This is a genomic window from Halomonas koreensis (genome assembly GCF_031451675.1).
In the GTDB taxonomy this organism is placed as follows: Bacteria; Pseudomonadota; Gammaproteobacteria; order Pseudomonadales; family Halomonadaceae; genus Halomonas; species Halomonas koreensis.
Genome location: NZ_JARWAK010000002.1, coordinates 155,544 through 171,793 on the forward strand (window position 1 = coordinate 155,544; position 16,250 = coordinate 171,793).

Sequence of the window (16,250 nt, forward strand, 5' to 3'; positions counted from 1 at the left end):
CGGGCCCTGCCGAACCTCGTTCGCGGCCGCTATACTGGCGACCCCCAACGATCCGGAGGCAGGATGCAGGCATTGACCGCCGATCAGTACGAACGCCTGGCCACGCTGGCCTGCGCCTGGGCACGGGCCCATCTCGCCGAGGCCAAGGCCGAGCCGCACTACAACCCGCGGCTGGGCGTCGACGCCCTGTGCTTCCAGCCGCAGGCGCTGCCCGACGGCCGCCCGGCCCTGCTGGGCGCGCTCATCACCCCGGTCTCGCTGTCGCTGGCGCTGGTGCCGGAGTCACCGATGGCTCCTCCCGAGGCGGCGTCGCTGGTCCTGACGCTGCCCTCCGGCCGCTACCCCTTCCGGGTGCTGGCGCTGGACGCGGAGCAGTGGCTGTGGGCCTGTCCGCTGCTGGACGACCTGTCCGACATCGATTCGCTGCAGGAAGGCAGCCGCCTGGCCCAGCGGCTGATGGAGCGGGTCATGGCGCCGGCGGCGTCCGGCGACTAGCCCGGCGCCGGGGGTGGTGCAGTGCATCAAGCCGTCCTATGCTGGACCCCGCAGCCTTTCAGGGAACCCGCATCGAGGAGACGTCATGACCGCCAATGCTTCCACCCCCCGCGTCGCCCTGGTCACCGGCACCAGCAGCGGCATCGGCGCCGCCGTGGTTCGCCACTTTCGCGACCTCGGCCACCAGGTGCTGGCCGTGGACTTCAACCCCGACGGGCGCCAGGTGGCGGAGGCCGCCGGGGCGGCCTTCTTCCAGGCCGACCTGACCGACGGCGAGGCCTGCCGGGCCGCGGTGGCCGATGCCCTGGCGCGCTTCGGGCGCCTCGACATCCTCGTCAACAACGCCGGCATCCAGCATGTCTCGCCCATCGAGGACTTCCCCGAGGACCAGTGGCGGCGGATCATCGATCTGATGCTCACCGCGCCCTTCCTGCTGACCCAGGCCGCCTGGCCGTCGATGCGCGAGGCCGGCTGGGGACGCATCGTCAATGTCGCCTCGGTGCATGCCCAGGTGGCCTCGCCGGGCAAGGCCGCCTACATCAGCGCCAAGCACGGCATGATCGGCCTGACCAAGACCGCGGCCCTGGAAGGTGGCGGCCAGGGCATCACCGCCAACGCCATCTGCCCGGCCTACGTCAAGACGCCGCTGGTGGACAACCAGATCGCCGACCAGGCCCGGCTGCACGGCATGCAGGAGCAGCAGGTGGTGGAGGAGGTCATGCTCAAGAACGCCGCCGTCAAGCGCCTGATCGATCCCGACGAGGTCGCCTCGCTGGTCGGCTACCTGGCCTCGGACGCGGCCGGCGCGGTGACCGGCGCCAGCTGGAACATCGACCTGGGGTGGACGGCTCAGTAAGGCGCGGCTGCGCCGCTGGAAGAGGGAAGGGCGTGGCTGTGCCACTCGAAGAAGGAAGACCGGCGCTTCGCGCCTGATAGAAGGAAGACATGAGCATACCCTGTCTTCCCTCTTCCCTCTTGGCGCCTCAGCGCCGTACCGGTCGCTTCTGCAGCTTGCGCTGCAGGGTGCGCCGATGCATGCCCAGCGCCCGGGCGGTGGCGGAGATGTTGCCGTCGTGCTCCTGGAGCACCTTCTGGATGTGCTCCCAGGTCAGCCGGTTGACCGAGGGCGGGTGATCGGCGACCTCCGCTTCCGGGTCTCCCTCCTCCCGCGACAGGGCGGTGAGCACCTCGTCGGCGTCCGCCGGCTTGCACAGGTAGTTCACCGCCCCGAGCTTGATCGCCTCCACCGCCGTGGCGATGCTCGAGTAGCCCGTCAGCACCACGACCCGGCAGTCCGGCACCAGCTCCAGCAGCTCCGGCAGCAGCTTGAGGCCGGACTCCTGCTCCAGCTTGAGGTCCAGGGTGGCCATCTGCGGCCGATGACGTCGTGCCAGCGACAGGGCCTCGGCCCCGTCATGGGCCACCAGCACCTCATAGCCGCGCCGGCTCAGGGCGCGATGCAGCACATGGCAGAACATCTCGTCATCGTCGATGATCAGCAGCCGTTGGTCGCTCTCTTGCATGACATCCTCGCAGGGTCGGGGCGCGGGTCAGGCCGCGGGGTCGCTACGGGGCAGGGTCACCTCGGTCAGGGTGCCGCCCTCGGGGTGATTGTACAGGCTGACGCCGCCGCCGAAGCGGTTGATGGTGGCGTGGGTCAGGAACAGGCCGATGCCCAGCCCCTTGCTCTTGGTGGAGACGAAGGTCTCGCCGAGCTGGTCGGCGATCGACAGCGAGACCCCGGGGCCGTGGTCGCGGATGTCGATCACCACCGCCTCGTCGTTCCAGTCCAGCTGGATGGCGATGTCGTCGGGGTTGGCGTCCGCGGCGTTGTTGAGCAGGTTGGTCAGCGCCTGGTCCAGGGTGGTGTCCACCGCCACCCGGGGATTCCCGCGGCGCCCGGTCACGTCCAGGCGGTGGGCCACGTCCGGTCGCAGTACCAGCCAGCGCTGCACCACCTCGGCCAGCCATTCCTGGGCGTCGCGGACCTCCGGGCGCGCCATGCGGCGCCGGTCGGCGCTGTCCACCAGGTGGCGCAGGCGCGACTTGCAGGTGTCGACCTGCTCGCGCAGCAGGTCGATGTCCTTCTCCAGCAGCGGCTGGCCGCGGGCGTCCTCGCGCATCTCCTTGAGCAGCACCGCCATGGTCGACAGCGGCGTGCCCAGCTCGTGGGCGGTGCCCGCCGCCTGGGTGGCCACGGCCAGCACCTGCTCGTTGCGCAGCACCGCCTCGCGGGTGCGGGACAGCGCCTGCTCGCGGCCGCGCAGGGCGCGGGCCATCTTGTAGATGAAGAAGGTCACCAGGCCCGCGGACAGGGCGAAGTTCAGCCACATGCCCAGGGTATGCAGGTTCACCCCCGCCTCGGCATGGGGCATGCCGAGCTGGGGAACGGGATGGTAGAAGACCATCAGGAAACTGGTGCCGGCCAGCCCCGCGGCCGCGACCGCCCAGGCATGGCGCCAGGGCAGGGTGGCGGCGGCGATGGTCACCGGCACCAGGTAGTAGTTGATGAAGGGGTTGGTGGAGCCGCCGGTGAAGTAGAACAGCAGCGTCAGCCCGGCCATGTCGGCCAGCAGGTGGGCCAGGTACTCGCGATGGGTCACCGCCCGCGGGCGCCCCAGCCGCCACCAGGTGGCGACGTTGATCAGCCCCATGACCAGGATCACGCCGATCACCGCCGGCAGGTCCAGGTCGAAGCCCAGGCCCTCCACGCCGATCACGATGCCGGCCAGGAAGCCGGTCCAGGTGATGCCGCGGACGATGGTCAGGCGTACCAGGTTGCGATTGGGGGTGGACAGCGGCAGGGGCAGGGCGGCTTGCATGAGGACTCCACGATGCAGGTCGGGGGGCATGATAACCGAAGTTTCCCCCCGGATGCGCGCCCGCGGCGCGATGTCACCCGATTCCGCGTGGACGGCGCAAGCCTGTATATTGGCCTTCGCGAATCCTCGACTAGGGCGCCCCGATGCGACGACGCTTGCTTCCCCTGCTGATCCTGGCCCTCGGCGTGGCGGTCTTCCTGGCGCTGCGCGCGACGCGCCCCGAGCCCGAGGGCGCCGCGCCCGGCGAGCGCCGCTGGCGGGTCGAGACCCTGGAGGCGACCCTGGCCGAGCACGCGCCGCGGCTGACCCTGTACGGCGAGATCACCGCGCCCGAGGCCGTCACCGTCAGCGCCCCGCTCACCGCGCGTCTCGCCGAGCGGCCGGTCCGTGACGGCCAGCGCGTGGCCGAGGGCGAGCTGCTGCTGGCCCTGGACCAGGCCGACGTCGCCCCGGTGGTGGCCCGTGCCGAGGCCCGGGTGGCGGACCTGCAGGCCCAGCTCGAGGCCGAGCGGGTCGGTCATGCCAGCGACCGCGACGCCCTGGCCCGCGAGCGCGAGCTGCTCGACAACGCCCGCCGACGCCTGGCGCGCATCCGCTCGCTGGCAAGCCGGGACCTGGCCGCGTCCGCCGACCTGGACGACGCCCGGGATGCGCTGGCCCGGGCGCGGGTCACGGTGGCGGCCCGGGAGGGCCGCATCGCCGAGCACCCCGCCCGCCTGGCGCGGCTCGAGGCCGGCCTCGCCGAGGCCCGGGCGGGGCTCGCCGAGGCCCGACGGGACGCCGCCCGGGCCCGGGTCAGCGCCCCCTTCGACGGCGTGGTCGGCGAGGTGAGCGCCGCGCCGGGGGAGCGGGTGGTCGAGGGGGCCGAGCTGCTGTCGCTGTATCCCCGGGATGGCCTGGAGCTGCGGGCCCTGGTGCCCGCCCCCTACCTGGCCGAGCTGCAGGCCGCCCTGGCGGAAGGGCGGCGGCCGATCGCCATCGGCGAGGACGCGCGCTTCGCGCTGACCGGTTTCAGCGGCCGCAGCGAGCCCGGCGGCACCCAGGCCATCCTGCGCCTGCTGGACGGCGGCGAGGCGCTGAGGCCCGGCAGCCTGGTGGACGTCCGCCTGCGGCGCCCCCCGGTGGCCGACAGCCTGGCCGTGCCGGCCAGCGCCCTCTACGGCGAGGGCGATCTCTACCTGCGCGATGCCGACGGCCGCATGCGGCGGGTGGCGGTGACCCGCCACGGCCCGGTCCCCGGGCCCGACGGCGACAGCTGGGTGCTGGTCAGTGGCGAGGCCCTGGCCGACGGCCAGTCGGTCATCGTCACCCACCTGCCCAACGCCCTCGAGGGCTTGCGGGTCGAGGCAGCCGACGGGGCGGCGCCATGAGCCGGCGTCGCGGGCCGCTGGGCTTCTTCGTCCACCACCGGGTGGCCGCCAACCTGGTGATGCTGCTCATGCTGCTGGGCGGGGCCCTGGGCCTGTCGCGCATGAACATCCAGTTCTTCCCCGATTTCGCCCTGGACGTGGTCACCGTGCGCACCCTGTGGAGCGGCGCCGCCGCGGAGGACGTGGAGCAGGGCATCACCGTGCCCCTGGAGCAGCGGCTGCGCAGCCTGGACGGCCTCAAGCGCATGACCTCGACCTCCGCCCAGGGCGTCTCCAGCCTGACCCTGGAGTTCCGCGAGGGCAGCGACCCGGTGCTGGCGCTGGACGACGTGCGCCAGCGGGTCGACGAGTTCACCAACCTGCCGGCGGACGCCGAGACGCCGCGGGTCAATCGCGTGGCCCGCTACGAGCCGGTGGCCCGGCTGCTGGTGCACGGGCCGAGCTCCCGGCGGGAGCTCCGGGCGCTGGCCAACCGGCTCGAGGACGAGCTGCTGGACGCCGGCATCGATCGCATCGAGACCCAGGGGCTCCCGGAACAGCAGATCAGCATCGAGGTGCCGGCGGCCCGCCTGCAGGGGCTGGCGCTGGACATCGGCGACATCGCCGAGCGCATCGACCGGCTGTCCCGCGACCTGCCGGCGGGCCAGCTGGGACAGCGCGACAGCACGCGCGAGCTGCGCGCCGTGGAGCAGCGGCGCTCGCCGGCCGGGTTCGCCGAGCTGCCGATCCTCGGCAGCGACCGGGTGCGGATCCGCCTGGGCGATATCGCCACCGTGCGCCAGGAGCCCCGCGACGGCCAGGTGACCCTGAGTCGCGACGGTCGCCCCGCGGTCGAGCTGCTGCTGCAGCGCACCGAGGACGGCAATGCCCTGGCCGCCGCCGGCGTCCTGGAGGACTGGCTCGAGGCGCGCCGGCCGAGCCTGCCGCCAGCGGTGACCCTGGAGGTCCACGACCAGACCTGGCGGCTGATCGCCGAGCGCATCGGGCTGCTCGTCGGCAATGGCCTGGGGGGGCTGCTGCTGGTGCTGGGGCTGCTCTACCTCTTCCTGCCGGGGCGGGTGGCCTTCTGGGTGGCGGTCGGCATTCCCACCGCCTTCCTCGGCGCCATGGCGGTGTTCTGGCTGATCGGCGGCTCGATCAACATGATCTCGCTGTTCGCGCTGATCATGGCCCTGGGGGTGATCGTCGACGACGCCATCGTGGTCGGCGAGGACGCCGACGCCCATGCCCGCCAGGGCGAGCCGGCGCGGCACGCCTCGGAAGGGGCGGCGCGCCGCATGCTGTGGCCGGTGCTGGCGTCCTCGCTGACCACGGTGGCGGCCTTCATGCCGCTGCTGATGGTCGGCGGCGTGATCGGCAGCATCCTCGGCGACATTCCGGTGGTGATGGTCTGCGTGCTGATCGCCTCGCTGATGGAATGCTTCGTGGTGCTGCCCGCCCACCTGCGCAACGCCTTCGTGCCGGCGCCGACGGCGACCCGCTCGCTGCCGGCCCGGGTCCGCGGGCGCTTCGAGGGCGCCTTCGAGGCCTTCCGCGAGGGGCCCTTCCGGCGCTTCTCGGCGCTGACCCTGCGCCATCGGGGCGCGACCCTGGCCGCGGCGGTTGCCGTGGTGCTCGTCAGCCTGGGGCTGCTGGCCGGGGGGCGCCTGGCCTTCAACTTCTTCCCCGCCCCGGAGCCCAATGTCCTCTACGCCAATGCCGGCTTCGTGGCGGGCACCGATCGCGAACGCGTCGACCGCTTCCTGGCCCGCATGGAGCAGGCCCTGGCGGCCACCGACGCCGAGCTGGGCGGCGGCCTGGTGACCCAGGCGGTGACCCGCCATGGCGCGGTGATCGCCGATGGCCGGGCCTCGCGCAGCGGCGACAACCTCGGCTCGATCATGGTGGAGCTGGTGCCCTCGGACGACCGCACGGTGCGCAACGCGACCTTCATCCGGGCCTGGCGAGAGCGGCTGCCGCCGCCGCCGGGCCTGGAGACCCTGACCATCACCGAGCGCAGCGCCGGCCCCCCGGGCAAGGACGTCAACGTGCGTCTCACCGGCGAGACGCCGGTCGCGCTGAAGCGCGCCGCCGAGGCCCTGACGGTGGCCCTGGACGAGCTGCCCGGGGTCCTCGACACCGAGGACGACATGCCCTGGGGGCGCGAGCAGCTGCTCTACCGGGTCAACCCCCGGGGAGAAGCCCTGGGGCTGACCACCCGCGAGCTGGGGCGCCAGCTGCGCGATGCCTTCGACGGTCGCCTGGTGCAGATCTACCAGGACGGCGCCGACGAGATCGAGGTGCGGGTGATGCTGCCCCGGGATCAGCGCGAGCGCCTGGCGACCCTGTCGCGGCTCGGCGTGCGCACCGCGGACGGCCGCTTCGTGCCCCTGGGCCAGGTCATGACCCTGGACCATCGCCAGGGCTTCGAGGCCCTGCGCCACGCCGACGGGCGCCTGGCGGTGGAGGTCACCGCCGCGGTGGATGCCGAGGTCACCACCCCGGATCGCATCCTCGCCGGCCTGGAGGCCGAGACCCTGCCGGCGCTGGCCCGCGCCCACGGCGTGCACTACAGCTTCGAGGGGCGCGCCGCCGACCAGCGCGAGACCTTCGCCGACATGCGCACCGGCCTGGCGGTCGGACTCGGCCTGATGTACATGGTGCTGGCCTGGGTGTTCGCCTCCTGGAGCCTGCCGCTGATCGTCATGGCCACCATCCCGCTGGCCCTGGTGGGCGCCCTGCTGGGGCACTGGCTGATGGGGCTCGACCTTACCATGCTGTCGCTGTTCGGGCTGTTCGGGCTCTCCGGCATCGTGGTCAACAACGCCATCATCCTGGTGACCTTCTACCGCCAGCAGCGCCGCCGCGGGCTGGCCATCGACGCCGCCCTCAACGAGGCGGTGGTGCAGCGGGTGCGCGCCGTGCTGCTGACCTCCCTGACCACCATCGGCGGCCTCACGCCGCTGCTGTTCGAGACCTCCCTGCAGGCCCAGTTCCTGATTCCCATGGCGGTGTCCATCGCCTTCGGCCTGGGGCTCTCGACCCTGCTGGTGCTGGCGGTGATCCCGGTGCTGCTGAGCTACCTGGAGCGGCTGCGCGCCCGGCTGGGACGCGATGCGGACGCGGCGGAGCTGCCGTCGGGCGCCGCCGGCCGCTAGAATGGCTCCCGGACCCGAGCATTCCCCGTCAGAGGAGAACACGATGTCATCCACCGTGCTGATCACCGGCGCCAACCGCGGCGTCGGCCTGGCCCTGGCCCGTCACTATGCCGGCGAGGGCCGGCGCGTCATCGGCGTCTGCCGGAAGGCGTCCGCCGAGCTCGCCGAGGTCGCCGAGCGGGTCATCGACGGCATCGACGTGACCCGCTCCGAGGACGTGGCCCGCCTAGCCCGCGAACTCGATGGCCGACCCCTCGACCTGCTGATCAACAACGCCGGCCTGCTCCACGACGAGGTCCTCGGCGAGCTCGACTTCGACGCCATCCGCGCCCAGATGGAGATCAACGCCTATGCGCCGCTGCGCGTCGTCGAGGCGCTGCTGCCGTGCCTGGGGGAGGGCGCCAAGGTCGCCAACATCACCAGCCGCATGGGCTCGATCGCCGACAACGATTCCGGCGGCCGCTACGGCTATCGCGCCTCCAAGGCGGCCTTGAACGCCTTCGGCAAGTCGCTGGCCGTGGACCTGGCGCCCCGCGGCATCGCGGTGGCGCAGCTGCATCCCGGCTACGTGCAGACCCGCATGGTCAACTTCGGCGGCCTGATCTCGCCGGAGGAGGCGGCCGCGGGGCTGGCCGCGCGCATCGAGGCGCTGACCCTCGAGACCAGCGGCGGCTTCTGGCACAGCAACGGCGAGCGGCTGCCCTGGTGAGCCCGCTTCCGCCCTCGCTGCAGCGCCGGCTGCTGGCCGGCGTGACGGCCGCCGGCCGCGAGGTCCTGGCCATTCGCCGGCGGTCCTTCGCCGTCGAGCTCAAGGACGACGGCAGTCCGGTCACTGAGGCCGACCTCGCCGCCCAGGGTGTCCTGCTGGCGCTGTTGGCGGCGCTCACGCCCCGGCTGCCGGTGCTGTCCGAGGAAACGGCGCCGGTGCCCTGGGCGATGCGGCGCCGATGGCGGCGCTACTGGCTGCTGGACCCGCTGGACGGGACCCGGGAGTTCGTCGCCGGGCGCGACGACTTCACCCTCAACCTGGCGCTGGTCGAGGACGGCGTGCCGGTGTTCGGCCTGGTGCATGCCCCGGCCTTCGCCGCCAGCTGGTACGGTGGCGTCGGGCTCGGGGCGCGCCGCCGCTGCCATCGTGACGGCGACGAGCGCGCCATCCGGGTACGGCCGCTGCCGGACCCGGCGCGCACGCCCTGGCGGGTGCTGGGCAGCCGGGCCCATGGACTGGGGCTCCTCGACGCCTTCTGTCAGGCCCTGCCGCCCCACCGGCGGGTGGCCCGGGGCAGCTCGCTGAAGCTGTGCCTGATCGCCGAGGGGGCGGCCGATCTCTACCCGCGCTTCGGGCCGACCGGCGAGTGGGACACGGCCGCCGGCCAGGCCGTACTGGTCGCCGCCGGCGGCGGCGTGCTCGAGGCCGACGGCCTGGCGACGTTGCGCTGTAATCGCCGCCGCGAGCCGCTCAATCCCGATTTCATCGCCTGCAGCGCCCGGGATCCCCGCTGGGAGCGGGCCCTGGCCGCCACCCGGGGGGCGCCCCGTTGAGCCGCCTCAAGGGGCCGGGGGGCGCAGGTAGGCCAGCCAGTAGACGCCGGCGACCAGCAGGCTGCCGCCGAGGATGTTGCCGGCGGTGACCAGCGCCAGGTTGAGGGCCGCGCCGCCGACGGGCACCGCCTCCGGCGCCAGCCACAGGCCCAGCGGCAGGAAGCACCAGTTGGCCACCGAGTGCTCGAAGCCCAGTGCCACGAAGGCGCTGATCGGCCAGACGATGGCGAGCAGCTTGTCGGTGACGCTGTGCCCACCCATGGCCAGCCATACGGCCAGGCACACCAGGACGTTGCACAGCAGGCCCCGCCCGAAGGCGGCCAGCGGCTCCAGCTCGGCCTTGGCCGCGGCGATCGCCACCAGGGTCTCGCCCAGGCCGCCGTCGCCCAGCGCCGGCAGGTCGGCGACCAGGGCCAGGGCCACCGTGCCCACTGCGCCGACCGCGTTGCCGAGGTAGACCAGCCCCCAGTGGCGCAGCAGCTCCCGGCCGCGGATCTCCCCGCTGGCCCAGGCCATGGCCATCAGGTTGTTGCCGGTGAAGAGCTCGGCGCCGGCCACCACCACCAGGGCGAGCCCCAGGCAGAAGCTCAGGCCGCCGAGCAGGCGGGTGATGCCGAAGCCCAGCTCGCTGCCGGTGACCACCACGGCGAAGAACAGCGCGCCCAGGGCGATGAAGGCGCCGGCCAGCACGGCCAGCAGCAGCACGCTGGCGGCATCGGCGCGCGCCTTGGCCACGCCCAGGCGGGTGACGCGCCGCGCGATCTCGCGGGGCGGGTAGGCATCGCCGAACAGCGGCGCCTTGTCCATGGGAGCGACCTCCGGAGGCGGTGACCCCTTCACTATAGCGGCTGCCCCGTGGGCCTCGCCCGGCCCGTGGGTATCGGATATCGATCGGTGTTCGAGCCCCGCCGGGTCGCAAAACTTTCATGGCAAGGTCACCCGCCGGCCGGGTCAGGCTGGACTATGGTGTAGGTCCCATAGGCGCAGCACAGCCGGAGGCGGTCCCCATGTGCCAGGTACAGGTCGAGCGGCTTCCCCTGCAGCAGCTGAACCGGCGTCGCGGCGCCGTGCCCGACGTGGTCTTCGTGGTGCCTCCCGAGGCGGACCTGCGAGGCCTCGGAAGGGATCCCCGGCGCGGCCCCTTCCTGATGCTGAAGTCCGGCCTGCGCTGCTGGCCACTGCACGACGCTCGCCCCGGGGGCGACCTCGCCGGCTGCCGGGTGCTGGTGGTCGACGCCGAGCGGGCCGAGACCCCCAGGGTGCGGGAGTTCGTCGCCGAGTCGCTGGGCCTGCGGCTCGGGGCCGCCGTCTAGGGGCTCGCCGGCGGGCCAACGGCTCGCGCCTCGAGACAGCGCCCCCGGCCGGGCGGTACAATCCCGTCAGCGAGTCCCGTCATGCCGGGACCATCGAGACGCGAGTACCAGCCTGAGCACAGAGGCCCGATGACACATTCCACGCAAGCCCACGAGACCGGGCTTCGACGCACCTTTGCCATCATCAGTCACCCCGACGCGGGCAAGACCACCATCACCGAGAAGATGCTGCTGTTCGGCAACGCCATCCAGATGGCGGGGTCGGTGAAGAGCAAGCGCGACGATCGCCACGCCACCTCCGACTGGATGAAGATGGAGCAGGAGCGCGGCATCTCGGTGACCACCTCGGTGATGCAGTTCCCCTATGGCGGGCGCATCGTCAACCTGCTCGACACGCCCGGTCACGAGGACTTCTCCGAGGATACCTACCGCACCCTGACGGCGGTGGACTCGGCGCTGATGGTCATCGACGGCGCCAAGGGCGTCGAGGACCGCACCATCAAGCTGATGGACGTCTGTCGCCTGCGCACCACCCCGATCCTGACCTTCGTCAACAAGATGGACCGCGACATCCGCGATCCCATCGAGGTGATGGACGAGGTGGAGGAGGTGCTCAACATCCAGTGCGCGCCCATGACCTGGCCCATCGGCATGGGGCGGCACTTCAAGGGCGTCTACCATCTCTACAACGACGTCATCCATCTCTACACCCAGGGGCAGGGCAATCGCATCCCCGACGACAGGCGCATCGAGGGGCTCGACAGCCCCGAGGTCGACGAGGTGCTCGGCGAGGACGTCGCCGAGGAGCTGCGCATGGAGGTGGAGCTGGTCCGCGGCGCCGCCCATCCCTTCGACCACCAGGCCTATCTGCGCGGCGAGCTGACCCCGGTGTACTTCGGCACCGCCATGGGCAACTTCGGCGTGCGCGAGATGCTCGACGGCTTCGTCGAGTACGCCCCGACGCCCCAGCCCCGGGAGACCGACACCCGCACCGTGGAGGCCGAGGACGGCACCTTCACCGGCTTCGTGTTCAAGATCCAGGCCAACATGGATCCCAACCACCGGGATCGCATCGCCTTCCTGCGGGTCTGTTCGGGCAAGTACGAGAAGAGCATGAAGATGCGCCACGTGCGCATCGGCAAGGACGTCAAGATCGCCGATGCCCTGACCTTCATGGCCTCGGACCGCGCCCATGTCGAGGAGGCCTGGCCGGGCGACATCATCGGCCTGCACAACCACGGCACCATCCAGATCGGCGACACCTTCACCCAGGGCGAGGACATGCGCTTCACCGGCATCCCGCACTTCGCCCCGGAGCTGTTCAAGCGCGTGCGCCTCAAGGACCCGCTGAAGATGAAGGCGCTGCAGAAGGGCCTGCAGCAGCTCTCCGAGGAGGGCGCCACCCAGGTGTTCATGCCCATGGACAACAACGACCTGATCCTGGGGGCCGTGGGGACGCTGCAGTTCGACGTGGTGGCGCATCGCCTCAAGCAGGAGTACAAGGTCGACTGCCTCTACGAGGGGGTCAACGTCCATACCGCCCGCTGGGTCTACTGCGACGATCCCAAGATGCTCGAGGAGTTCAAGCGCAAGGCCAGCGCCAACCTCGCCATCGACGGCGGCGGCTACCTGACCTATATCGCCCCGACCCGGGTCAACCTGCAGATGACCCAGGAGCGTTGGCCGGAGATTCGCTTCAACCCGACCCGGGAACACTGACCGAAGACGCGGCTACGCCGCTCGAAGAGGGAAGAACGGCGCGTCGCGCCTGGAAGAGGCAAGATCGTCCGAGATATTCTATCTTCCTTCTTCCTTCTTCCTTCTTCCCCTTCCCTATGTTGATCGACGCCCACTGCCATCTGGACTTCCCCGCCTTCGACGCCGACCGCGAGGCGGTCTTCGCCCGGGCCCGGGCGGCCGGCGTCGGCCGCTTCGTGGTGCCGGGCACCGTGCGGCGCCACTGGGAGCGGGTGCTGGCGCTGGGCGAGCGCGCCGAGGTCGACGTCTGCCTGGGCCTGCACCCCTGCTTCATGACCGAGCATGGCGAGGGCGACGTGGAGGCGCTGGCGCGGGCCCTGACGGCCCATCCGGAGGTGGTGGCGGTGGGGGAGTGCGGCATCGACGCGCGCTTTCCGGAGACCCTGGACGCTCAGTGGATGCTGTTCGACGCCCAGCTGCGCCTGGCCCGGGAGCGCCGCCTGCCGCCGGTGATCCACTGCGTGCGCGCCAACGACCGGGTCGCCAAGCGGCTGCGCCAGCTGGCGCCCCCCGCCGGCGGCCTGATCCATGCCTTCGCCGGCTCGCCCGAGCAGGCGAAGGCCTTCCTCGACCTCGGCTGTCTGGTCGGGCTCGGCGGCGCGCTGACCCATGATCGCGCCCAGCGCCTGCAGCGCACCGTGGCGGCGTTGCCGGACGACGGCTATGTGCTGGAGACCGACAGTCCCGACATGCCCCCGGCGGGTCACCGGGGCGAGCGCAACGAGCCGGCCCGGGTGGCGGAGGTGTGTCGGCGGGTCGCCGAGCTGCGCGGCCAGTCCGCCGAGCGGGTGGCGGCGGACAGTCGCGCCAACGCCGCCCGACTGTTCGGGCTGGCGCCCGGCGGGGACGGGATCAGCGGCTCGACAGCCGGTTGACCTCGGTGAGCCGCCCGTTCCAGATCATCTCGTAATGCTGCGTCTGGATGAGCTCCCGCACCGGGCGTGGGGTCATCAGGGCCCAGCAGGCCGCGCCCGGCTGGCGCACCGACGGATAGCGGATCCCGGTCTCGCCCGCCTCGACCATCGCCCGGCCCAGGGCACGCGAGGCCGTGTAATCGTCCGGTGACAGCAGCGGATCGTCGCCGGCCAGCCCCAGGGCGTCGCGCACGCCGTGCTCGTCGAAGCGCCCCCGCAGCCCGCGGAAGGTGAAGCGCTCGTAGTGAAGGTCGGGCACGTTCTGCCAGTAGCGTTGCTGGTGGTGGCGGACCTCCCCGATGGCGGTGGTCAGGCTGTCCGCCAGATACAGCACGCCGAAGCTGCCGTCGCCGAAGCGTGAGCCCTCCGGATTCACGTGGGTGAAGGGGGCGGTCGCGTAGGAGCAGCCGGGGATGCCGAAGGGGATCGCCTCGCGGGGCAGCAGGCTCAGGTCGCCGGCTTCGGCCAGCAGGCGCGGGTTGGTCATCGCCTGCAGGGCGTACAGCGCCTCGAACTCCGCCTCGTCGGCGACGTCGTCGAACAGGTGGATGGGCGGAAGCTTGCTGTTGACGAGCCGGTAGCCGATCGCCTCGCGTCGCGGCAGGCGAGGGAAGGCCTCGGGGCTCACCAGCCGCCTCCGCGCAGGGCATCGATGCGCTTGAAGCTCTCGTAGAGGGCCGCGAAATCGCCGCCGCCGAGGACCTCGAGCGGGGGGCGCCCGCCGAAGAAGGCGTTGTGGTTGGCCATGCCCATGAAGCCGTAGAGGTTCTCCGGGTTGTCGAACACGATCCTCAGGGCGGCATGGATGTTGAGGACATAGCTGAGGCGCGCCAGCTGGTCGCGATCGAGCTTGATCGCCTCGAGGCTGCCGTTGCGCGCCCGGGCGCAGGTGCTGTGCGACACCCGCAGGATCGCCTCGACCTGATCGCCGCTGGCGCCCCAGCGATCGAGGATCCGCACCGCGGTCTTGAGTCCGGTGGCGGCGGCGAGCCGGTCGTCGGCGAGGGAATGGGGATCGAGCATGGCAGTGCGCCTCGACGCTGTTTCTGCAAATACTAAATCCATGAGGTTGTGTTTGCAAACAGTGCCGAGGCGCGACCGTCAGGCCCGGGTCGCCAGGATCTCCGGGTCGACGCGCTCCAGCGGGTAGGGCAGTTGCAGGCGCTTGAACTGCTGGCCGTCGACGGTCAGCGGCTCGGCGGCCTCGCGGGTGCCGAGCACCGCCAGCACCTCGGCCTGGTCGTAGGCATCGAGCTCGGCGCCGAGCACCTCGCCCAGGCGCTTGCCGTCGGCGTCCTCCACGGCGCTGCCCGGGGCGGGGAGCCGGTCGCCCTCCAGCTGGCCGCGCACCAGGCGCTTCTTCACCTGGCCGCGGAAATGCGCCCGGGCGACCACCTCCTGGCCGGTGTAGCAGCCCTTCTTGAAGCTGATGCCGCCCAGGGCCTCCCAGTTGAGCATCTGGGGGAGGTAGGCGTCGGCCTGGTCGGCGCCGAGCCAGCCCAGGCCGGCCTGGATGTCGTGCAGGCACCAGACCGCGTTGCCCACCGGGGTGGCCTGGTCGGCGAGCCGCTGCCAGGTGGCCTCGAGATCGCCGGCCGGCAGGCAGAGCAGCAGGCGGGGGCGGGGGCCCGGATGGGTCAGCAGCTGCTGGCTGTCGTCGCCGGCCTGGTGCCAGACCGCCGGCGGCGTCAGGTCCAGCCGGGCCTCGGCCACCGCCGGGGCCTCGCGGCCGATCAGGCCGATCAGCGCCAGGTCGTCACGGGGCGTCAGCTCGATGCGGTAGAAGGGGGCGAACTTCTCCAGGTGGGCCCGCAGGCTGGGCACCAGGCTGCGCCGCATCAGCAGTCGATAATGCCCCTCCGCGACCCGCCACAGCTGGGCGTTGGCCAGCACCCGCCCCTTGGGCGTGCAGAAGCAGGCCAGGGGCGCGAAGTCGCCGTCCGCCAGCGCCACCTGGGCGCTGGCCTGGCCCTGCAGGAAGCGCTCGGCGCCCTCGCCCCGGACGTCGAGCACGCCCAGATGGGCCAGCGGGACCAGCACGGTGGCATCCATGGCCTGCCGGGCCGGGGCGGGAGTGTCGAAGGCGACGCGGTCGTCGCTTTCCCGGCGGGCGCCGAGGGGGGCGATCCAGTCAGTCATGTGCGGGGTTCCTTGATCGATCCATGAGGGCATAGGGGGCAGGTGCGGGCGATCCGGCGGCTTTGCAACCGCTGCCGGGACGTGTGGCGGCATGCTAGACTCGACGCCGTTTCCTTCCAGCCGACCGGGAGCCCCCATGGCCCAGCAGACTCTCAGTTTCCGCGGCGTCGAGAGCGCCGACCAGGTCAACCGCATCACCTCCGCCCTGATGATGCTCGACGGCGTGGAGAGTGTCGAGGTGGGACGCCACGGCGCCGAGGTCGAGGGGCGCGTGAAGCGCGAGACGCTGATCCGGGCGATCCGCGAACTCGGCCTCGGCATCGAGGTCGACGGATGAGGGCGCCGGTGCGGATCACCAGCGAGCGCAACCGGGTGCTGCGCCAGCGGGTCGAGCTCGAGGATGCCGAGTCGCTGTTCGTGGACGTCCCCGAGGCCTTCGGCGGCGAGGGCTCGGCGCCGGACCCCCATGATTACTTCGCGATCTCCCTGGGCGGCTGCAAGGCGATCACCGCCCAGATGTACGCCCGCCGCAAGGACTGGCCCCTGGAGGGGGTGAGCGTGGTGGTGGATCGCGATGAACGCGACGAGCGCCGCGGCGTCTATCGCTTCGAGGTGACGATGACCTTCCACGGGGACCTCGACGAGGCCCAGCGCGCCCGACTCGAGGAAATCAGCGACAAGTGCCCGCTCCATCGCCTGATGACCGCCGCCACCGTGGAGATCACCACCCGCCAGTCGGGGTGAGGCAGCGCGCCGGCCC

The 16,250-nt window shown here is 71.9% G+C and carries 17 protein-coding genes; 11 read left to right on the top strand and 6 right to left on the bottom strand.

Annotated elements, in window-relative coordinates; translation table 11 throughout:
• Positions 1–63 precede the first annotated feature (63 nt).
• Positions 64–495, top strand: a complete 432-nt coding sequence (hybE, locus tag QC818_RS02875; RefSeq protein ID WP_309651335.1) for a [NiFe]-hydrogenase assembly chaperone HybE — start codon at positions 64–66, stop codon at positions 493–495.
• Positions 496–580: 85 nt separating this feature from the next.
• Positions 581–1,351, top strand: a complete 771-nt coding sequence (locus tag QC818_RS02880) for a 3-hydroxybutyrate dehydrogenase (RefSeq protein WP_309651336.1) — start codon at positions 581–583, stop codon at positions 1,349–1,351.
• Positions 1,352–1,478: 127 nt separating this feature from the next.
• Here QC818_RS02880 and QC818_RS02885 read toward each other — a convergent pair whose 3' ends face one another.
• On the bottom strand, positions 1,479–2,018 hold the full coding sequence (locus QC818_RS02885) for a response regulator transcription factor (protein ID WP_309651337.1): 540 nt from the start codon (positions 2,016–2,018) through the stop codon (positions 1,479–1,481).
• A gap of 27 nt (positions 2,019–2,045) precedes the next feature.
• Positions 2,046–3,317, bottom strand: coding sequence for an ATP-binding protein (locus QC818_RS02890; RefSeq protein ID WP_309651338.1), 1,272 nt, complete (start codon positions 3,315–3,317; stop codon positions 2,046–2,048).
• A 143-nt stretch (positions 3,318–3,460) separates the two neighbouring features.
• Between QC818_RS02890 and QC818_RS02895 the strand changes: the two genes are divergently transcribed.
• The 4 genes from QC818_RS02895 to cysQ are packed head-to-tail and all read left to right on the top strand — an operon-like array spanning position 3,461 to position 9,366.
• Positions 3,461–4,687 carry an efflux RND transporter periplasmic adaptor subunit gene (locus QC818_RS02895; protein WP_309651339.1) on the top strand — a complete coding sequence of 409 codons (1,227 nt, stop codon included), beginning with the start codon at positions 3,461–3,463 and terminating at the stop codon, positions 4,685–4,687.
• Positions 4,684–7,824 (top strand): efflux RND transporter permease subunit, encoded by a 3,141-nt coding sequence (locus QC818_RS02900; RefSeq protein ID WP_309651340.1) that lies wholly within the window; start codon positions 4,684–4,686, stop codon positions 7,822–7,824. The genes QC818_RS02895 and QC818_RS02900 overlap by 4 nt, the downstream gene beginning before the upstream one ends.
• A gap of 43 nt (positions 7,825–7,867) precedes the next feature.
• Entirely contained in the window at positions 7,868–8,533 is a 666-nt protein-coding gene (locus QC818_RS02905) for an SDR family oxidoreductase (protein ID WP_309651341.1), read from the top strand.
• Positions 8,530–9,366, top strand: a complete 837-nt coding sequence (gene cysQ / locus QC818_RS02910) for a 3'(2'),5'-bisphosphate nucleotidase CysQ (RefSeq protein ID WP_309651342.1) — start codon at positions 8,530–8,532, stop codon at positions 9,364–9,366. Before QC818_RS02905 ends, cysQ begins: the two co-directional genes overlap by 4 nt.
• 6 nt (positions 9,367–9,372) lie before the next feature.
• Here the strand turns inward: cysQ and QC818_RS02915 are convergent, their stop codons facing one another.
• Positions 9,373–10,173, bottom strand: coding sequence for a formate/nitrite transporter family protein (locus QC818_RS02915; protein ID WP_309651343.1), 801 nt, complete (start codon positions 10,171–10,173; stop codon positions 9,373–9,375).
• A 200-nt stretch (positions 10,174–10,373) separates the two neighbouring features.
• Between QC818_RS02915 and QC818_RS02920 the strand changes: the two genes are divergently transcribed.
• The 3 genes from QC818_RS02920 to QC818_RS02930 all read left to right on the top strand — a co-directional run bounded on the left by QC818_RS02920 (position 10,374) and on the right by QC818_RS02930 (position 13,312).
• Entirely contained in the window at positions 10,374–10,679 is a 306-nt protein-coding gene (locus tag QC818_RS02920; protein WP_309651344.1) for a hypothetical protein, read from the top strand.
• 129 nt (positions 10,680–10,808) lie between these two features.
• The gene (locus tag QC818_RS02925; protein ID WP_309651345.1) at positions 10,809–12,398 is read left to right on the top strand and encodes a peptide chain release factor 3; all 1,590 of its coding nucleotides are present in this window, start codon (positions 10,809–10,811) and stop codon (positions 12,396–12,398) included.
• Between the two features lie 116 nt (positions 12,399–12,514).
• A complete protein-coding gene (locus tag QC818_RS02930) occupies positions 12,515–13,312 on the top strand; it encodes a TatD family hydrolase (protein ID WP_309651346.1) in 798 nt (265 codons plus the stop codon).
• Here QC818_RS02930 and QC818_RS02935 read toward each other — a convergent pair.
• From QC818_RS02935 to ygfZ, 3 genes are all read right to left on the bottom strand, one after another.
• On the bottom strand, positions 13,290–13,979 hold the full coding sequence (locus tag QC818_RS02935) for an RES family NAD+ phosphorylase (protein ID WP_309651347.1): 690 nt from the start codon (positions 13,977–13,979) through the stop codon (positions 13,290–13,292). The two genes, QC818_RS02930 and QC818_RS02935, sit on opposite strands and share 23 nt — an antisense overlap.
• On the bottom strand, positions 13,976–14,374 hold the full coding sequence (locus QC818_RS02940) for an antitoxin Xre-like helix-turn-helix domain-containing protein (RefSeq protein ID WP_309651348.1): 399 nt from the start codon (positions 14,372–14,374) through the stop codon (positions 13,976–13,978). The genes QC818_RS02935 and QC818_RS02940 overlap by 4 nt, the downstream gene beginning before the upstream one ends.
• A 78-nt stretch (positions 14,375–14,452) precedes the next feature.
• Positions 14,453–15,490, bottom strand: coding sequence for a CAF17-like 4Fe-4S cluster assembly/insertion protein YgfZ (ygfZ, locus tag QC818_RS02945; protein ID WP_309651349.1), 1,038 nt, complete (start codon positions 15,488–15,490; stop codon positions 14,453–14,455).
• Positions 15,491–15,626: 136 nt separating this feature from the next.
• On the opposite strand from ygfZ, the gene QC818_RS02950 reads away from it, so the two are divergent.
• Positions 15,627–15,827, top strand: a complete 201-nt coding sequence (locus QC818_RS02950) for a hypothetical protein (protein ID WP_309651350.1) — start codon at positions 15,627–15,629, stop codon at positions 15,825–15,827.
• Positions 15,824–16,234 (top strand): OsmC family protein, encoded by a 411-nt coding sequence (locus tag QC818_RS02955; RefSeq protein WP_309651351.1) that lies wholly within the window; start codon positions 15,824–15,826, stop codon positions 16,232–16,234. The genes QC818_RS02950 and QC818_RS02955 overlap by 4 nt, the downstream gene beginning before the upstream one ends.
• The last annotated feature ends 16 nt before the right edge of the window (positions 16,235–16,250 follow it).

Coding starts and splice junctions, on each gene's coding strand:
- hybE (WP_309651335.1), top strand. CDS start 64: ATGCAGGCATTGACCGCCGATCAGTACGAACGCCTGGCCACGCTGGCC.
- QC818_RS02880 (WP_309651336.1), top strand. CDS start 581: ATGACCGCCAATGCTTCCACCCCCCGCGTCGCCCTGGTCACCGGCACC.
- QC818_RS02885 (WP_309651337.1), bottom strand. CDS start 2,018: ATGCAAGAGAGCGACCAACGGCTGCTGATCATCGACGATGACGAGATG.
- QC818_RS02890 (WP_309651338.1), bottom strand. CDS start 3,317: ATGCAAGCCGCCCTGCCCCTGCCGCTGTCCACCCCCAATCGCAACCTG.
- QC818_RS02895 (WP_309651339.1), top strand. CDS start 3,461: ATGCGACGACGCTTGCTTCCCCTGCTGATCCTGGCCCTCGGCGTGGCG.
- QC818_RS02900 (WP_309651340.1), top strand. CDS start 4,684: ATGAGCCGGCGTCGCGGGCCGCTGGGCTTCTTCGTCCACCACCGGGTG.
- QC818_RS02905 (WP_309651341.1), top strand. CDS start 7,868: ATGTCATCCACCGTGCTGATCACCGGCGCCAACCGCGGCGTCGGCCTG.
- QC818_RS02915 (WP_309651343.1), bottom strand. CDS start 10,173: ATGGACAAGGCGCCGCTGTTCGGCGATGCCTACCCGCCCCGCGAGATC.
- QC818_RS02920 (WP_309651344.1), top strand. CDS start 10,374: ATGTGCCAGGTACAGGTCGAGCGGCTTCCCCTGCAGCAGCTGAACCGG.
- QC818_RS02925 (WP_309651345.1), top strand. CDS start 10,809: ATGACACATTCCACGCAAGCCCACGAGACCGGGCTTCGACGCACCTTT.
- QC818_RS02930 (WP_309651346.1), top strand. CDS start 12,515: ATGTTGATCGACGCCCACTGCCATCTGGACTTCCCCGCCTTCGACGCC.
- QC818_RS02940 (WP_309651348.1), bottom strand. CDS start 14,374: ATGCTCGATCCCCATTCCCTCGCCGACGACCGGCTCGCCGCCGCCACC.
- ygfZ (WP_309651349.1), bottom strand. CDS start 15,490: ATGACTGACTGGATCGCCCCCCTCGGCGCCCGCCGGGAAAGCGACGAC.
- QC818_RS02950 (WP_309651350.1), top strand. CDS start 15,627: ATGGCCCAGCAGACTCTCAGTTTCCGCGGCGTCGAGAGCGCCGACCAG.
- QC818_RS02955 (WP_309651351.1), top strand. CDS start 15,824: ATGAGGGCGCCGGTGCGGATCACCAGCGAGCGCAACCGGGTGCTGCGC.